Raw genomic sequence first — 15,169 nt, 5'->3', positions numbered from 1 at the left:
GTGCCGCCCGCCGGTGAGAGCGGGCGGCACCGGTGCGTCAGGAGGCGTTCAGGATCTCGTTGATCTTGGCGTCGGCGGCCTTCGTCGCGTCGGCCACGGTGGACTTGCCGGTCGCGATGCTGACCAGCATGTCCTGCAGGACGTTGGCGGACTCCACCTCGGACCACTTCGGCGCCATCGGCACGAACCAGGTCTCCTTGGCGGCCTGCGCGGTCGCCTCGTTGCCCTTCACGGCGGCGGCCTTGTCGAGCAGGTTGGTCGCGTTGGGCAGCGCGCCCTTGGCGATCAGGCCCTCCTGCGACTTGGTGTCGGTGAAGATCTGCGCCCACTTCGCGGCCAGGTCGGCGTTCGGGCTCTTGGCGGTGACGGCCACGTCGGAGCCGCCGAGGAAGGACGGCACGCCGGGCATCGGCGCCGAGGCGACCTTGCCGTTCACCTTGGTCTTGACCTTGGCCGAGGCCGGGTTGTTGGGGTCCTTGGGCTGCTCCTGGACGGCGCCCAGCTCCCAGCCGTTGGCGTAGAGCATGCCGGTCTTGCCCTGGGCGAACACCGGATCCTGGTCGGCCTCGTCCTTGGTGGGGTCACCGCTGGAGTAGTTCTTGGCCAGCTCGGCCCACTTGGTCAGGCCTTCCTGCGCGGCCGGCTCCGACAGGGTGCCGGTCCACTTGTCGCCTTCCTTCTTGGCGATGTCGCCGCCCGAGCCGTGCACCCACGCCATCGCGGCGTACCAGTACTTGCCCGGCATGTAGAAGGCGGAGAACTGCTTGTCGCTGCCGTTCTTCTCCTTGAGCTTCTTCGCCGCGGCCACGACGTCGTCGTACGTCTTCGGCGCGGAGAGGCCGGCCTTGCTGAACAGGTCGGTGTTGTAGAGCAGGACGCGGGCGCCGGCGTAGTACGGCACGCAGTACGTCTTGCCGTCCAGCTCACAGGGGGCGGACAGACCGGTCAGCCACTGGCCGGAGTTCTCGAACTGGGACTTGTCCAGCGGGGCGAAGGCGCCGTTGAAGACGTACTTCGGCATCTCGGTGTTGCCCAGCTCGACCACGTCGGGCACCTCGCTGCCGGCGAGGGTGGTGTCGAGCTTGGCGAGGTGGTCCTGCCACTGCTGGTAGTCCACCTGGACCTGGGCGCCGGTGGCCTGGGTGAAGCGGTCGTTGGCCTGCTTGACGACCTCGGGCCAGCCGCCCTGGGCGTCGACCATCAGCCACACCTTGATGGTCTTGCCGGCGCCGTTGACGGACGCGTTGGCGTTGGGGGTGTTGCTGCTGTCGCTGCTCGAACCGCACGCGGCGGCGGCCAGCAGCGTCGCGGCGAGCGTCGCGGTGACCGCGAGTCTGCGCTTCACGCTTTCCTCCTGGAAAGAATTCACATCTGGGGGTGAGAGAGAGGGGAGCTGGTGTTGCGGGGCATTGCTAAGGGGCGGAACTGCCGTCCTTGACGGCTTTGTGGCCGCTGACGGCTTGGGCGGTGCGCTGGAAGGCCGCGTGCGAACGTTCGTGGGTCCGCTGGGCGACGGCGACATAGAGCAGGTCGAGAACGACCAGCTGGGGGTGGCGCGCGGAGAGCGCGTCGGGGCGGAAGGTCGTGGCCTGGGTGGCGGTGAGCAGGACGATGTCCGCCAGCTCGGCCAGCGGCGAACGGGGGAAGCTGGTCAGCGCGATGGTGGTAGCACCGTGGCTGCTGGCCTCGGCGAGCAGCTCGATCGTCTCGCCGGTCTCGCCGGAGTGCGAGATGCCGAGCGCGACGTCGCCGGCGCGCGACAGTGCGGCGCTGGCCAGGCCGTTGTGCACGTCGGTCCAGGCCCACGCCGCGACGCCGATGCGGTGGAGGCTGAACTGCATCTCCTCGCCGACCAGGGCGCTGCCGCTGGCGCCGAAGATGTTGACCCGCGGTGCGGCCGCGATCGCCACCGCGGCCCGCTCCACCTCCGCGAGGTCGAGCAGCGCGGCGGTGTCGTGCATGGCCCGGGTGTCCGCGGCCATGATCTGGGCGAGGACGCGCTCCAGCGGGTCGCTGGGCTGGATCTCGCGTCCGATGTCGACGGTCCAGCCGGCCGAACGGGCCCGGCCGGTCTCGGCGGCGATTCCCAGCCGCAGGTCCGAGTACCCGTCGAAGCCCATGGCCCGGCAGAAGCGGGTGACCGTCGCGGGCGAGGTGCCCGAGCGCTCGGCGAGCTCGACGATCGTGGCGCGCGAGGCCGCCGCCGGATCGGTGAGGACCTGCTCGGCGACGCGCTGCAGCGCCCCGGTGAACTCCGGCAGGAGCGTGCGTACGCGCAGCAGCACGCCGTCGCTCGCGTTGGAGACCGCGGGAGTGGGCGCCTGATCGCGCACCAGCGGGTCGGCCACCACGGTAGAGGCGGTGCCGTCCACGTCCGGCTCGACCATGGGCCGTCCTCTCATCAAGGTGTGTTAACTGTCGCGGTAAAAGTTCTTACTGCGGGCCCCCTGCTGTCAAGCCTGTGGGTGAAGTTTTCAAACCGTTACCTGGAGCGACGGGTAACCGGCGCATTGCGTCACTGTCGGTTGACATGCGTCGATCCCCATATGGCCGATACGACGTGACCGCAGTCACATGCGGGGATTTAGGCCGTTTTGCTCATCGTCCGTACGGCCCACGCCCCGCCCTCCGAACAGCGGTTTTGTGGCACAACGTGAAACACCCTCGCAATCTGCGAGGGTGTTCCGTCAGTTGGCGAAAATTATGCCCAGAACCGGTTAAGCGCTGTCCCGAACGGCCTGGGCGAAGACCTCGGAACGGTGCTCGAAGTTGCGGAACCGCCCATAGCTCGGGGCGGCCGGCGACAGCAGCACGACCCCGCCGGCCGGCGTCACCTTGCGCGCGAGGCGCACCGCGGCGGGCAGATCCTCGGCCGCCTCGGTGCGAACGCCCGGCAACCCCGCCAGCTCGGCCAGGATCCGCGGGCCGCTGTCCGGCAACCCGATCACGGTGATCTCCCGGCCCCGCAGATGCTCGCGCAGCGGCGTGTAGTCCAGCCCTCGATCCGTCCCGCCGACCAGCACGGTCAGCGGACGGCCCTCGTACGCGTCGATCGCGTGCATCGCCGAATACGGGCTCGTGGACAGCGTGTCGTCGACGAAGGTGAGCCCGGACGGATCCTCGATCTCCGCGAGCCGGTGCGGCAGCCCCTCGAACGACGCGACCGACGCACGCAGCACGTCCCGCAGGCCCGGCACGTCGATGCCCATCCCGTCCAGGACGGCCAGCGCCACGCACAGGTTGCGCCCGTTGTGCTTACCCCGCAGCCGCAGCGTGTCGCGAGGGAACAGCGGCTCGTCACTGCAGTAGACGAGATCGTCGTCGTCGACGCGGAACCGCGAGTCGCCGGAACCGGCCGGGATAGCGGGGAAGCCGTTGAGATCCCGTACGGCGATCGTCTCGCGCACCAGCCGCTGGTCGGCACCGTTGACGATGATCAGTTCCGGTCCGTGCGCCAGCAGGTTCAGCTTGTCGCGGTAATACTCGCGCTCACCGCCGTGCGCGTCCAGATGCTCCGGGAAGAGCGAGGTGACCACGGCTACCCGGGGCGAATCGGCAAGGTCGCTGCACTGATAGCTGGAGAGCTCGAGCACGTACTGCTCGGCCGGCGGCAGGTCGAGCAGCGGCACACCGATGTTGCCGCCGAAGACGTTGGGCCGGCCGGCCGCCGCCAGCAGGTGGCTGATCAGCGCGGAGGTGGTGCTCTTGCCCTTGCTGCCGGTGACCCCGACGGTCTGCCGGGCGTGATCGGCCATCCAGAGGGCGCTGCCACCGGTGATGGTCACCCCGCGCCCGCGCAGCTCGGCCATCCATGGATGGGTCTGCGGCACCCCGGGCGAGCGCACCACGACGTCGGCGGCGGCGAGCGTCGGGAAGGCGTGGTCGCCGCCGGCGAGCGGTGCCAGCGACGCCAGCTCGCCCTCCCACGGCACCGAGAGGAAATTCGCGCTGTCGTCCACCGCCATGAGGCGGGCCGGCCCGTGCGCGGCGATCGCCGTCACGGCGGCCCGGCCCTCACGGCCGGTACCCCAGACGGCCACGGACCGTCCGCGCAGGTCTGCCAGGCGCACTGGAACACTCCCTCTCTCAAGTCGCCGCACTAGTATTGCCCGTCGGTCCAGTGACAGGAGTTCGCGGGTGCAGTTCGACGTCATGCGCTTCCCCTCGTACGCATACGACCCCGCCACCGGGGTCGCGACGTTCGACTACCTGCTCGACGGGCCCGCCCCCGAATCCTTCACCGAGACGATCACCTTCCCGGTGCCCGAGGGCGGCGCCGTGCCGGAGACCTTCCGCCGGGTGCTCGAGCTGCTGCACGTGGTCGCGGGGGTGAGCTACTACAAGGTCGGCGCGCCCGCGCGCATCGAGGCGCCCACCGCCGTTCCGGCCAAGGCGAAGGCCCTGTTCGACGCCGTCTACAGCAAGGGCCTCGGCGAATACGCGTACGTGAATCAGCTGCCGTACGTGCTCGACATGACCGTCGGCGTGCCGGGCGTGTCCGAGCCGGCCGCACCCGTCGACAACGCCGAGGGGCGTCCCCTGTCGGCCGTGGGCGGCGGCAAGGACTCCATCGTCACGCTCGAGATCCTGCGCGCCGCCGGCATGGACCCGGTGCCGTTCTCGGTCAACCCCAACCCGGTGATCGTCAACGTCAACGCCGCCTCCGGGCTGCCCGCCCTGGCCGCCCGCCGCAAGCTCGACCCGCGCCTGTTCGAGCTGAACAAGGCGGGCGCCCGCAACGGCCACATCCCGGTCACCGCGATCAACTCGCTTATCGCGATCGCCACCGCCACGCTGCACGGGCTCGGTCCCGTGGTGATGTCCAACGAGCGCTCGGCGTCCGACCCCAACCTGATCTGGAACGGTCACCCGATCAACCACCAGTGGTCCAAGGGCGTCGAGGCCGAGGGGCTGCTGCGGGCCGCGGTCACCGCCCACGCCGGGCTCACCGAGCCGTATTTCTCGCTGCTGCGGTCGCTGTCGGAGCTGCACATCGCGCAGCTGTTCGCCCGGTTCGACGCGTATGACGACGTGGTCACCAGCTGCAACAAGGCGTTCAAGCTGCACGACCCGACGGCCCGCTGGTGCGGGGACTGCCCGAAGTGCCGCTTCGTCGCCCTCGCCATGGCGCCGTCGATGCCCCGCGAGCGGCTCACCCGCATCTTCGGCCGGGACCTGTTCGCCGACCCGGCCCAGGTCCCCGGCTACCTCGAGCTGCTCGGCATCGACGCGCACAAGCCGTTCGAGTGCGTCGGCGAGGTCGAGGAGTCCCTGGTCGCGCTGACCATGCTCGCGGACGACCCGCAGTGGCGCGACGCGCCGGTGGTGGCGGCGCTGCGCGAGGCGGTTCCGGCCGCGGCGTGGGCCGAGGCGTCCCGGGACGCGGTGCTCACCCCGGGCGGGCAGACGTTCGTGCCCCCGGCGTACGCGAAAGCCCTGTCCTTGATGCTGTGATCACTCGGGTGCGTCGTGGTGGATCCGCTCCGGAGCCACCCCCAGCTGGTAGAGCGCGGCGGTGGTGGCGGCCAGCATCAGCGGCGGCCCGGCCAGATAGACCTCGTGCTCGGACCACTCGCCGTAGGCGGCCACCGCATCGGTGACCAGGCCGGACGCGTACGGGCCGGCCGGCCCCTCGGAGATGACGGGCACGACCGTGGCCCGCCGCGCCGAACCCGCGATCGCCGCGATCTCGTCGATGTCGTAGAGCTCCGAGAGGGTCCGCGCGCCCCAGAACAGCACCACCGACCGTGGATCGCCGGTCGCGGCGAGCTCGGTCAGCAGCGCCTTCAGCGGCGCCACCCCGGTGTCCCCGGCGATCATCAGCAGGTCGCGGCCCGAATCCGGCAGGCACATCCGGCCCTCGGCCCGCGCGATCCGCACCTTGTCGCCGGCAGCCAGGCGGTGCACCAGCGTGCCGCTGACGCCGTTCAGCGACTTCGCGCGTACGTGCAGCTCCACGACGTTGTCCCGGCGGGGCGCACCGGCCAGCGAGTACGGGCGCCACACCCCCGGCAGCTCCGGCACCTCGATCCGGGCGTACTGCCCCGGCAGGTAGGGCATCGGCAGGTACGGCCGCAGCCGCACGACCGCCAGGTCGTCCCGGCGCCGCTCGTGGGAGACGACCACGGCGGTCCAGGTCGTCGGCTCGTACCGGGCGGTGGCCATCCCGTGCGCGATCCACTCGTACGCGTGCTGCCACGTCGACCGCCACGCCTGGTCGAAGTCCTGCCGCCACCCGTTGGCGGCCATGCCCGCCCGCATCGCCTCGGCCAGCGCCGCCCCGGCGAGTTGCAGCTGCTGCGGGGCGATACCGCACTCGGCGAGCGCGGCGCCTAGCCGCCCGAACCCGGCCACGAGCGCCGGCGGCTGGTCGAAGTTGTGCACCAGCCAGGTGAGCCCGTCCGCCAGCTGCTCGGTCTGCGAGGCGGCATTGCCCGGAACGGTACGGAACAGCCCGGGCTCCGCCTGCACGAGCGCGGCCCGCAGCCGGGCGGCGACCTCCGGCGGCCCCCCGGCCAGCGACAAGCTGTTGCTGAGCAGGCGCTGCACCTCGTGCATCATCGCGTCGTCGGCCGGGTTCATGCCGTCGACCGGTGCCATGGTCCGGGCCGGCGGGATCGGGGCCGCCGGGCGCAACGGCGGCGCGGGACCGACCAGCTGGACCGGGTCACCCGGCCACGCCGGCCCGACCGGCCGCGGGCCGCCGATGCCGGGGATGCCCTCGATCGGCCGGGTCGTGGAGGCCGGGAGGCCGCCCGGCCAGGGCCCCGCGCCCGGCGGGTACGGGATGGTGGGCCGGCCGGCCGGTACGCCGGTGCGGGTGCCTCCCGGCAGATGGGTGGGCGACGGCAGGACCGGCGTGGCGCCGCCCGGGACCGGCGGCAGGGCCGGCGTGGCGCCGCCCGGGACCGATGGCAGGGCCGGTGTGGCGCCGCCGGGGACCGACGGCAGGGCGGGCGTCGTCGCGCCCGGGACCGGCGGGAGTGCCGGCGTGACGGCACCCGGGGGCAGGATCGGGGTTCCCGGGACGGGACTGCCCTGGGGTGGCCGGGGCATGACCGGCGATGAGGCGGTCGGGATCGGCAGATTGCCCGGACCGGTGCCGCCCGGGACGGGCGGGGCCGGGGTGCCAGGGGCCGAGGTGCCGGGGGCCGGTGCCGGCGTGCCGGGGGCCGGCCTGCCCGCGGCCGGAGTGCCCGGCAGCGGGGTGCCCGCGCTCGGAGCACCCGCCAGCGGGGCGCCCGGAGCTGGAGCACCCGGCAGCGTGGTGCCCGCGGTCGGAGCACCCGGCAGCGGGGTGCCCGGAGCCGAAGCGCCCGGGAGCGGGGTGCCCGGAGCCGAAGCGCCCGGCAGCGGGGTGGGAGCGCCTGGGATCAGGGTGCCCGCGAGCGGAGCGCCCGGGAGCGAGGCGCCGGCAGCCGGGGTGCCTGGCGACGGCACGCCGGCGGTCGGAGTGCCCGGCTGCTGAGCACCTGCCGGCGGCGGAACCGAAGCGCCCGGCATGGTCGGCGTCTGCGTGCCCGGCGGCAACGCGGCGGCCGGGATGGTGGACCCGGCCTGCGGTTGCTGGTTCTGCGAGGGCGCAGGGGTCGGTGTCTGCCGCGCGAGGTGCTCCGGGAGGAGGTCCATGAGGTGGCCGGGGTTGACGTCTGTCGGCAGTGTCGGCGAGGTCACCGGCGTCCGTATCACGGATGCGGTCGGCGTCGCGCTCGGCGTGGGGCCGTCGACGATCGGTTCGCTGGTCGCGGCGGACGGGGTGCTGCCGGAGACCGACCCGGACTCAGGATCCGGCGATGACGGGAGCGGGTAGCCCGGGGAGCTGGGAATGCTGACCCCGGCCGCCGGTGCGGCGGTCCCGGAGCTCCCCGCTGCCGAGCTGGAGACGTCGGAGCCGGTCGCGGTCGCGGTGGTGTCCGAGCCGGTCGACGGGCCGGTGCTGGCCGGGGTCGCGGGCGGGACGGCGGGCTGGGAGGGCCGCGGGGCGGACGGCACCGAAGCTAGACCGGCCCGGAAGTCACCGGTCGCCTCGGCGGGGGTGCGCTCCGGCCGGGGCACGCCCGGTTCCTGCAGCTCGTGGAGGGGGTGTGCGGACGGCAGCTCGGCCTGCGGGAGAATGTGCTGCTCGGCGGGCTGGTGTGCCGCGGGCCAGTGCGGGTGCAGCAGCGCCTCCGGGTGCACCGGCTCGGCGCCTTCGGGGTCCGCCTCCTGCGCCGCCCGGGCGCTCAGCGCGGCGGCGGCGTCCGCTTCGCCGGCCGCGGCCGCGTCGGGGGCGGCCGAGCGCAGCCGCATGGCACGGAGCAACGCGAGCATGTGGGGGTCGGATCCGGAACCGGTTGACACCAGCACACCCCCCGACCGCCGAACGACGCGAACAGTACAACCGTACTGCCGTCCGGCGCGGTCTGCCGCCGCTACCCCGTGGCCGGGCCGTTCCCGCCGCTGTCGTACCCGGATGGCATGCTCGCTCTGCAAGCGGACGAGCCGAGGAGATTCGCATGGGCAAGGTGGTCGCCGACATCTCGGTGTCGCTCGACGGGTTCGTGACCGGCCCCGGCCCCGATCTCGCCCACGGCCTCGGCCGCGGGGGCGAGGCGCTGCACACCTGGGTTTTCGACGGGGACGCGGTCGACCGGGAGGTGCTGACCACCGCCACCGACGCGACCGGCGTGATCGTGATGGGCCGCAACCTGTTCGACATCATCGACGGGCCGCACGGGTGGAGCGACGAGATCGGCTACGGCGCCGACCTGGCCGCCCCGCCGCCGATCCTGGTGGTCACGCGTAACCCGCCGGACCGGGCCCGGCTCGGCGAGCGGGTCACGTTCGTCGTCGACGGGCTGCGCAGTGCCGTCGCCAAGGCCCGCGCCATGGCGGAGGAGCGCGACGCCGTGATCATGGGTGGGGGCCGGATCATCCGCGGTGCCGTCGACGCCGGCCTGGTCGACGAGCTGCGGCTGCACCTGGCGCCCGTCCTGCTGGGCTCCGGCACCCCGCTCTTCACCGGTGCCACGCCCCGGGCGCTGCGCCAGGTCCACGTGCGGGTCTCCGGGCACGCCACCCACCTCACCTACCGGGTGGACTGAGGTGCCCGAGGTCCACCTGATCACCGACCCCGACGACGAGCGGCTCGGCGACTACCGCGCCCTCACCGATCTCGAGTTGCGCACCAAGTGGGAGCCGCCGAACGGTCTCTTCATCGCCGAGGGTGAGCTGGTGCTGCGCCGGGCCCGCCGGGCCGGCTACCGGCCCCGGTCGTACCTGGTGGACGCCAAGCGGGTCGACCAGCTCGACGATCTCGGCGATGCGCCGGTCTACGCGGCGACCCCGGCCGTGCTGGAACGGGCGACGGGGTTCCACGTGCATCGCGGCGTGCTCGCGTCCTTCCATCGGCTGCCCCTGCGCGACGCCGGCGAGGTGCTCGCCACGGCCCGGCGCGTCGCGATCCTCGAGGACGTCAACAACCACACCAACATCGGTGCCGTCTTCCGCGGGGCGGCTGCCCTCGGCATCGACGCCGTCCTCTTGTCACCGTCCTGTGCGGACCCGCTCTACCGCCGCAGCGTACGGGTGAGCATGGGCGAGGTGTTCGCCGTGCCGTACGCCCGCCTCGAGCCCTGGCCGGACGGCCTGGACCGGGTCCGCGCGGCGGGTTTCACGGTGCTGGCGCTGACCCCCGCCGCCGGCGCCCTGCCGATGCAGCGCCTCGACGCCTCCCAGCGTGCCCGGCCGGCCCTGCTCCTCGGCGCCGAGGGGCCGGGCCTGTCCCGGCACGCCCTGGCGGCGAGCGACACCCCGGTACGGTTGCCGATGCGCCGCGGCGTGGACTCGCTCAACGTGGCGGCGGCGGCAGCGGTGGCCTTCTGGGAACTGGGCCGCGACGACGACCTCTGACCACCTCGCCTACTCCCCTGGGACGCGATGACCATCTCCGAGCTCAAGACCGCACGGCTGATCCTGCGCCGATGGCGCGACGAGGACGTCCTGCCCTGGGCGGCGATGAACGCCGACCCGGCCGTCCGTGAGTATTTCCCCGCCGCCCTGACGTACGAGCAGAGCGCCGGCTCGATCGAGGCCTTCCGCGCCGACCTGGACCGGCGCGGCTGGGGCTGGTGGGCCCTCGAGCTGGCGGCGACCGGCGAGCTCATCGGCATGGCCGGCCTCGACCCCGTGGAGGACGCCCTGCCGTTCCGGGGCGTCGAGGTCGGCTGGCGGCTGGCGCGGCAGGCCTGGGGCAACGGCTACGCGACCGAGGCCGGCCACGCGTGCCTGGACTTCGGCTTCGACGTCCTCGGGCTGGGTGAGATCCTGGCGATCTGCGCCGCGGGCAACCAGCGGTCACAGGCGGTGATGCACCGGCTCGGCATGACCCGCGACCCGGCGGACGACTTCGACGACCCGACCGTCCCGCCGGGTCCGCTGCGGCGCTCGGTGGTCTACCGCATCAAGCGCCATTGAGGAAGGTCAGGCGGGCGGGATCAGCCGGGAACCGGTCCAGGCGAGGCCCATGCCGGCGGCCAGCAGGATCAGGGCGCCGACCGTCGGCAGTGGCTTGACGGCGAACGAGCCGGCCCCGATCGACACCGCGGCGAGGATCAGCAGCACGCCGTCCGCGGGATTGACCAGTTTGGAGCGCAGCACCGCCCAGCCCAGCAGCAGCCAGCCCGTGCCCATCACGGCCGCCGCGATGACGGACGCGGTGTGGACCTGCGCCGCCGTGAGGCTGAGATCCGGCAGCCCGCCGACCTCCGCCGGTACGTCGCCGGCCGCGGCGCCGGACGATGCGGCGCTCGTGGTGCCGCCGCCCGGCAGGGTCAGCAGGGGCAGCCACAGCAGGGCGCCGGCCAGGCCGATCAGCAGGCCCGCCGCGGCCGGCCGGCGGGTTCGTGAGCCGGCGAGCAGTCCCGCCAGCGCGATCATCGCGATGGTGCACAGCCAGCCCGCCGCGACCTGCACCCCCAGCTGACCGGCGGGGCTCGGCACGCCCAGCGTGGACCAGCCGTAGAGGGCCGCGCCCACCGGCAGGGCCCAGAGGGCGATGCGGGCGTACCGGCGTACCGACCAGATCCAGACCGCTTCCCGGATCGGGAGCAGGTGATCGTCGGCCGCCGACGGGTGGGCGGCGCCTACCCAGGCCGGGGCGACGCGCAGCGGGCGGCCGCTGGCCGTCTGGTGCTGACTGATGCTCATGGCTCCGCCTTGATCGGGCTCAAGCCGAGCGGCCGGGGGCACCGGTCGGGAATCCTGGATCCACCATGGCAAAAAGCCGCGGCGATCCGCGGCCTTTTGCGATATTCGCTACGATCTCGCACCCGACCGGGGGCGGCCGGTGCCGCCCCCGCCCCGGATGGTGTTCTCAGGCGCGCTCGGGCTCCCCTGCGCCGTTGTAGTCCGCCGCACCGAGCGCGGCGGACGGCGGGATGGGCTCCGGCGCCGGCAGCCCCTTGGCCCCGTTGTCCCCCGAGACCTGCGCCTCCGCGGCCCGGACCTGCGCGTTCACGGCCTCCGCCTCGGCAGCCGCCGCGCGCGCCGCCGCGGCGGCCTCGCGCTCGACGGCGTCCGAGTCGACCGATTCCGACGGCTTGTCGCCGGCCATGTTGGCCAGGCCGCCCAAGGCGCCGCCGAGGCCGTCGAGGGCCTTGGTCAGCTCGGTCGGCACGATCCAGACCTTGTTGGCCGAGCCCTGCGCGATCTGCGGCAGGGACTGCAGGTACTGGTACGCGAGGACCTTCTGCGACGGGTTGGCGGTGTGGATGGCGTCGAACACCGTACGGATGGCCTTCGCCTGTCCTTCGGCCTGCAGGATGCGCGCCTGCCGGTCACCGTCGGCGCGCAGGACCGCGGCCTGCTTCTCGCCCTCGGCCGTGAGGATCTGGGCCTGCTTGTGACCCTCGGCGTTGAGGATCGTGGCGCGGCGTTCGCGTTCGGCGCGCATCTGCTTCTCCATGGAGTCGCGGATGCTCGGCGGCGGCTCGATGGCCTTGATCTCGACGCGGGTGACCTTGATGCCCCAGCGGCCGGTGGTCTCGTCGAGGACGCTGGACAGGTGGCGGTTGATCTCCTCGCGGCTGGTCAGCGCGCGCTCGAGGTCGAGCGAGCCGATGACGTTTCGCAGGGTGGTGACCGTCAGCTGCTCTATGGCCTGCAGGAAGTTCGAGATCTCGTACGTGGCGCGTACCGGGTCGACGACCTTGAAGTAGAGCACCGTGTCGATGCTGACCACGAGGTTGTCGGAGGTGATGACCGGCTGCGGCGGGAAGCTGACGACCTGCTCGCGCATGTCGACCTTGGTGCGCACCGCGTCGACGAACGGCACCAGGAGGTTCAGGCCCGGGGAGAGCGTCCGCTTGTACTTGCCGAGCCGCTCCACGACGTCCATGCGTTGCTGGGGGACGATCCGGACGGACCGGATAAGGGTGATCACCGCGAACAGCGCGATCACGAAGATGAGTACACCGACAACCGCTTCCATGGGTGCCTCTCTAGATGGTGGGCATGTCGTCGCGCCACACGATGGCAGTGGCGCCTCTGACCTTGATGACCCGGACGCGTTCGCCCGGCAGATACTTTTCGGCACCGTCGAACGAGCGCGCGCTCCAGAGCTCACCGTCGATCTTCACGAGGCCGTGGTCGGCGTCGACCTCCTCGAGCACCGTCGCCTGGGAACCCTCGATCGCTTCGATGCCGAACGCGGTCTCGCCCGTCTCAGCGGCCGGCCGCTGGTGGCGCATGATGATGGGGCGGAGCGCGCCGACGGAGAGGCCCGAGACGATGGCGAAGACGACGGCCTGCAGCAGCAAGGGGGCGCCGAGCGCCGCCGCGCCGGCCGCCGCGAGGGCGCCGACGGCGAAGAAGATGATGAGGAAGGTCGCGGTGAAGGCCTCCGCGATCGCGAGGGCGATGGCGAGTACCAACCAGAGAACAGCTTCCACACCCAGATCGTGACACGTTCGCGCACGCGCAGCGACATCGCGGCGGCTGCTGTTCCCGCGTAGCCATATCCGCGTGCCGCAGTTGTACTCATGACTCCCCATCAGGAAGGCTCACCGTGTCCCTGCTGCCGGAAACCGGCCGACGTGTCACCGAGATCACCGCCCGCGCGCAGTCCGCGGGCCGGGCGCCGTCCTTGGCGCTGGCGGTGGTCCGCGACCGCTCGCTGCTGCACTTCACCGGCGCCGGGGAGACCCCGCCGCCGGACCCGAAGACGCAGTACCGGCTCGGCTCGATCACCAAGACGCTGACCGCGACGATGGTCATGCAGCTACGGGACGAGGGCTTCTTCGCCCTGGACGACCTGCTGTACCGGCATCTCCCGGGCACACCGGTCGGCGGCATCACGCTGCGCCAGCTGCTCGGTCACGTCTCGGGCCTGCAGCGCGAACCGGACGGCCCCTGGTGGGAGCGCACCGCCGGCGTCAGCGTGGACCGGCTGCTGACCGACCTCGCGTTCGACAAGATCGCCGGCCCGCCGTTCCGGACCTATCACTACTCCAATCTCGCGTACGGGCTGCTGGGGGCCGTTCTGCAGCGGGTCACCGGTGAGTCGTGGGCGGATCTCGTCGGCAAGCGCGTGCTCGACCCGCTCGGGATGAAGCGGACCACCTACTCCCCCGTGGAGCCGTTCGCCCGCGGATACGTCGTCCACTCCCTCGACGGCAGCCTGCACGAGGAGCCCCGGCCGGACTCGGGCGCGATGGCCCCGGCCGGGCAGCTGTGGTCGACCGTGACCGATATGGCGAAATGGGCCGCGTTCCTCGCCGATCCGGCGCCCACGGTGCTGAGCCGGGAGACCGTCGACGAGATGTGCACGCCCGTGGTGATGCAGGACGAGACCTGGACGGCCGGGCACGGTCTCGGCCCGGAGCTCAACCGGGTCGGCGAACGCGTGTACGTGGGTCACGGCGGCTCGATGCCCGGCTACGTCTCCCAGCTGCTGGTCCACCGCCCCAGCCGGACCGGCGTGGTCGCGTTCGCCAACTCGTACGGCCTGCGCGGCACCAGCATCCGCGCGGTGGCCCTCGAGGCGCTGACCGCGGTCCTGGACGCCGAGCCGGCACCGCCGCAGCCGTGGCGCCCGGCGCCGGCCCCCGAGGGCGAGGCCGCTGAGCTGTGCGGGCGCTGGTGGTGGATGGGCGGCGAGTTCGAGGTGACCGCCGAGGGCGAAGAGCTGGTGATGGCGCCGACCGGATTCGCCGCCCGCGCGCCGTGGCGCTTCGCCCGGGAGGCCCCGGACCGCTGGCGCGGCACGGCGGGGGCCAACGCCGGCGAGGTGCTGGCCGTCCTGCGCGCGGCCGACGGCTCGGTCGAGAAGCTGGACATCGCGACCTTCGTCTTCAGCCGCGACCCCCACCACCTGGCCTAATCGGCGGGCTCCGTCACGAAGTCGATGAGGCGTTCCATGGCGTTGATCAGGGGCGTCTCGACGTCCTTGTAGCTGTTCACGCTGCCCAGGATGCGGCGCCACATGTCGGCGGGCTCCGCGATGCCCACGGCCCGGCAGACGCCCTCCTTCCAGGGCCGGCCGGGCGGGATCACGGGCCACTCGCGCAGCCCGACGCGCTCCGGCTTCACCGCCTGCCACACGTCGACGTACGGGTGGCCGGTGACCAGCACGTCGGGGTCCTTGACCGCGGCGACGATGCGGCTCTCCTTGGATCCCGGCACGAGGTGGTCCACCAGGACGCCGACGCGCCGATTCCGGGCGGGGCGGAAGTCGCGGATGGCCCCGGCCAGGTCGTCGATGCCGTCGAGCGGCTCCACCACCACGCCCTCGATGCGCAGGTCGTCGCCCCAGATGCGCTCGACGAGGGCGGCGTCGTGGATGCCCTCGACCCAGATCCGGCTGGCCTTGGCCACCTGGGCGCGTACGCCCTGGACGGCGACGGACCCGGAGGCGGTGCGCTTCTGCTTCGGCGCGGCCGGGCCGGCGGCCGCCGGCTTGCGCAGGGTCACGACCTGGCCGTCGAGGAGGAACGCCGCGGGCTCCAGCGGGAAGTTGCGGCGGCGGCCGTGGCGGTCCTCGAGCACCACGGCGCCGTACTCGAAGCCGACCACGGCGCCGCAGAAGCCGGCCTCCGCGTCCTCGACCACCAGGCCCGGCTCGGCGTCCACCTCGGGTATCACCTTTCGGCGCCGCCAATTGCCCGCGAGTACGTCCTCCCCATACATGTCC

At 72.6% G+C, this 15,169-nt stretch carries 13 protein-coding genes; 5 read left to right on the top strand and 8 right to left on the bottom strand.

The window, feature by feature from the left end; translation table 11 throughout:
- Positions 1-37 precede the first annotated feature (37 nt).
- The 3 genes from ACIBO8_RS08950 to murD all read right to left on the bottom strand — a co-directional run bounded on the left by ACIBO8_RS08950 (position 38) and on the right by murD (position 4,070).
- Positions 38-1,345, bottom strand: coding sequence for an extracellular solute-binding protein (locus tag ACIBO8_RS08950; RefSeq protein WP_396114545.1), 1,308 nt, complete (start codon positions 1,343-1,345; stop codon positions 38-40).
- A gap of 67 nt (positions 1,346-1,412) precedes the next feature.
- The gene (locus tag ACIBO8_RS08945) at positions 1,413-2,387 is read right to left on the bottom strand and encodes a MurR/RpiR family transcriptional regulator (protein ID WP_396114763.1); all 975 of its coding nucleotides are present in this window, start codon (positions 2,385-2,387) and stop codon (positions 1,413-1,415) included.
- 330 nt (positions 2,388-2,717) lie between these two features.
- Positions 2,718-4,070, bottom strand: coding sequence for a UDP-N-acetylmuramoyl-L-alanine--D-glutamate ligase (murD, locus tag ACIBO8_RS08940; protein WP_396114544.1), 1,353 nt, complete (start codon positions 4,068-4,070; stop codon positions 2,718-2,720).
- 82 nt (positions 4,071-4,152) lie between these two features.
- Here murD and ACIBO8_RS08935 point away from each other — a divergent pair, with 82 nt between their 5' ends.
- The gene (locus tag ACIBO8_RS08935; RefSeq protein WP_396114762.1) at positions 4,153-5,454 is read left to right on the top strand and encodes a hypothetical protein; all 1,302 of its coding nucleotides are present in this window, start codon (positions 4,153-4,155) and stop codon (positions 5,452-5,454) included.
- On the opposite strand, the gene ACIBO8_RS08930 is transcribed toward ACIBO8_RS08935, so the two are convergent.
- Positions 5,455-8,340 (bottom strand): hypothetical protein, encoded by a 2,886-nt coding sequence (locus ACIBO8_RS08930; protein ID WP_396114543.1) that lies wholly within the window; start codon positions 8,338-8,340, stop codon positions 5,455-5,457.
- Positions 8,341-8,495: 155 nt separating this feature from the next.
- On the opposite strand from ACIBO8_RS08930, the gene ACIBO8_RS08925 reads away from it, so the two are divergent.
- Genes ACIBO8_RS08925 through ACIBO8_RS08915 form a run of 3 tightly spaced genes read left to right on the top strand, consistent with a single transcriptional unit; the run spans position 8,496 to position 10,455 of the window.
- Entirely contained in the window at positions 8,496-9,083 is a 588-nt protein-coding gene (locus ACIBO8_RS08925) for a dihydrofolate reductase family protein (protein WP_396114542.1), read from the top strand.
- Between the two features lies 1 nt (position 9,084).
- The gene (locus ACIBO8_RS08920) at positions 9,085-9,891 is read left to right on the top strand and encodes a TrmH family RNA methyltransferase (RefSeq protein WP_396114541.1); all 807 of its coding nucleotides are present in this window, start codon (positions 9,085-9,087) and stop codon (positions 9,889-9,891) included.
- 27 nt (positions 9,892-9,918) lie between these two features.
- A complete protein-coding gene (locus tag ACIBO8_RS08915) occupies positions 9,919-10,455 on the top strand; it encodes a GNAT family N-acetyltransferase (protein WP_396114540.1) in 537 nt (178 codons plus the stop codon).
- 6 nt (positions 10,456-10,461) lie between these two features.
- Here ACIBO8_RS08915 and ACIBO8_RS08910 read toward each other — a convergent pair whose 3' ends face one another.
- From ACIBO8_RS08910 to ACIBO8_RS08900, 3 genes are all read right to left on the bottom strand, one after another.
- On the bottom strand, positions 10,462-11,187 hold the full coding sequence (locus ACIBO8_RS08910; protein ID WP_396114539.1) for a hypothetical protein: 726 nt from the start codon (positions 11,185-11,187) through the stop codon (positions 10,462-10,464).
- Between the two features lie 166 nt (positions 11,188-11,353).
- Positions 11,354-12,469: an SPFH domain-containing protein gene (locus tag ACIBO8_RS08905; RefSeq protein WP_396114538.1), complete on the bottom strand. Its 1,116-nt coding sequence runs from the start codon at positions 12,467-12,469 to the stop codon at positions 11,354-11,356.
- A 10-nt stretch (positions 12,470-12,479) separates the two neighbouring features.
- Positions 12,480-12,929, bottom strand: a complete 450-nt coding sequence (locus tag ACIBO8_RS08900; RefSeq protein WP_396114537.1) for an NfeD family protein — start codon at positions 12,927-12,929, stop codon at positions 12,480-12,482.
- A 116-nt stretch (positions 12,930-13,045) separates the two neighbouring features.
- Here ACIBO8_RS08900 and ACIBO8_RS08895 point away from each other — a divergent pair, with 116 nt between their 5' ends.
- Positions 13,046-14,359: a serine hydrolase domain-containing protein gene (locus tag ACIBO8_RS08895; RefSeq protein ID WP_396114536.1), complete on the top strand. Its 1,314-nt coding sequence runs from the start codon at positions 13,046-13,048 to the stop codon at positions 14,357-14,359.
- Here ACIBO8_RS08895 and ACIBO8_RS08890 read toward each other — a convergent pair.
- Positions 14,356-15,165, bottom strand: a complete 810-nt coding sequence (locus ACIBO8_RS08890) for a DUF3097 domain-containing protein (protein WP_396114535.1) — start codon at positions 15,163-15,165, stop codon at positions 14,356-14,358. The genes ACIBO8_RS08895 and ACIBO8_RS08890 overlap by 4 nt on opposite strands.
- Between the last annotated feature and the right edge of the window lie 4 nt (positions 15,166-15,169).

Source organism: Actinoplanes sp. NPDC049681 (genome assembly GCF_044465265.1).
GTDB lineage: Bacteria > Actinomycetota > Actinomycetes > Mycobacteriales > Micromonosporaceae > Actinoplanes.
Note: the sequence above shows the minus strand (reverse complement) of the source record. Positions and strands in the feature narration are given on the sequence as shown.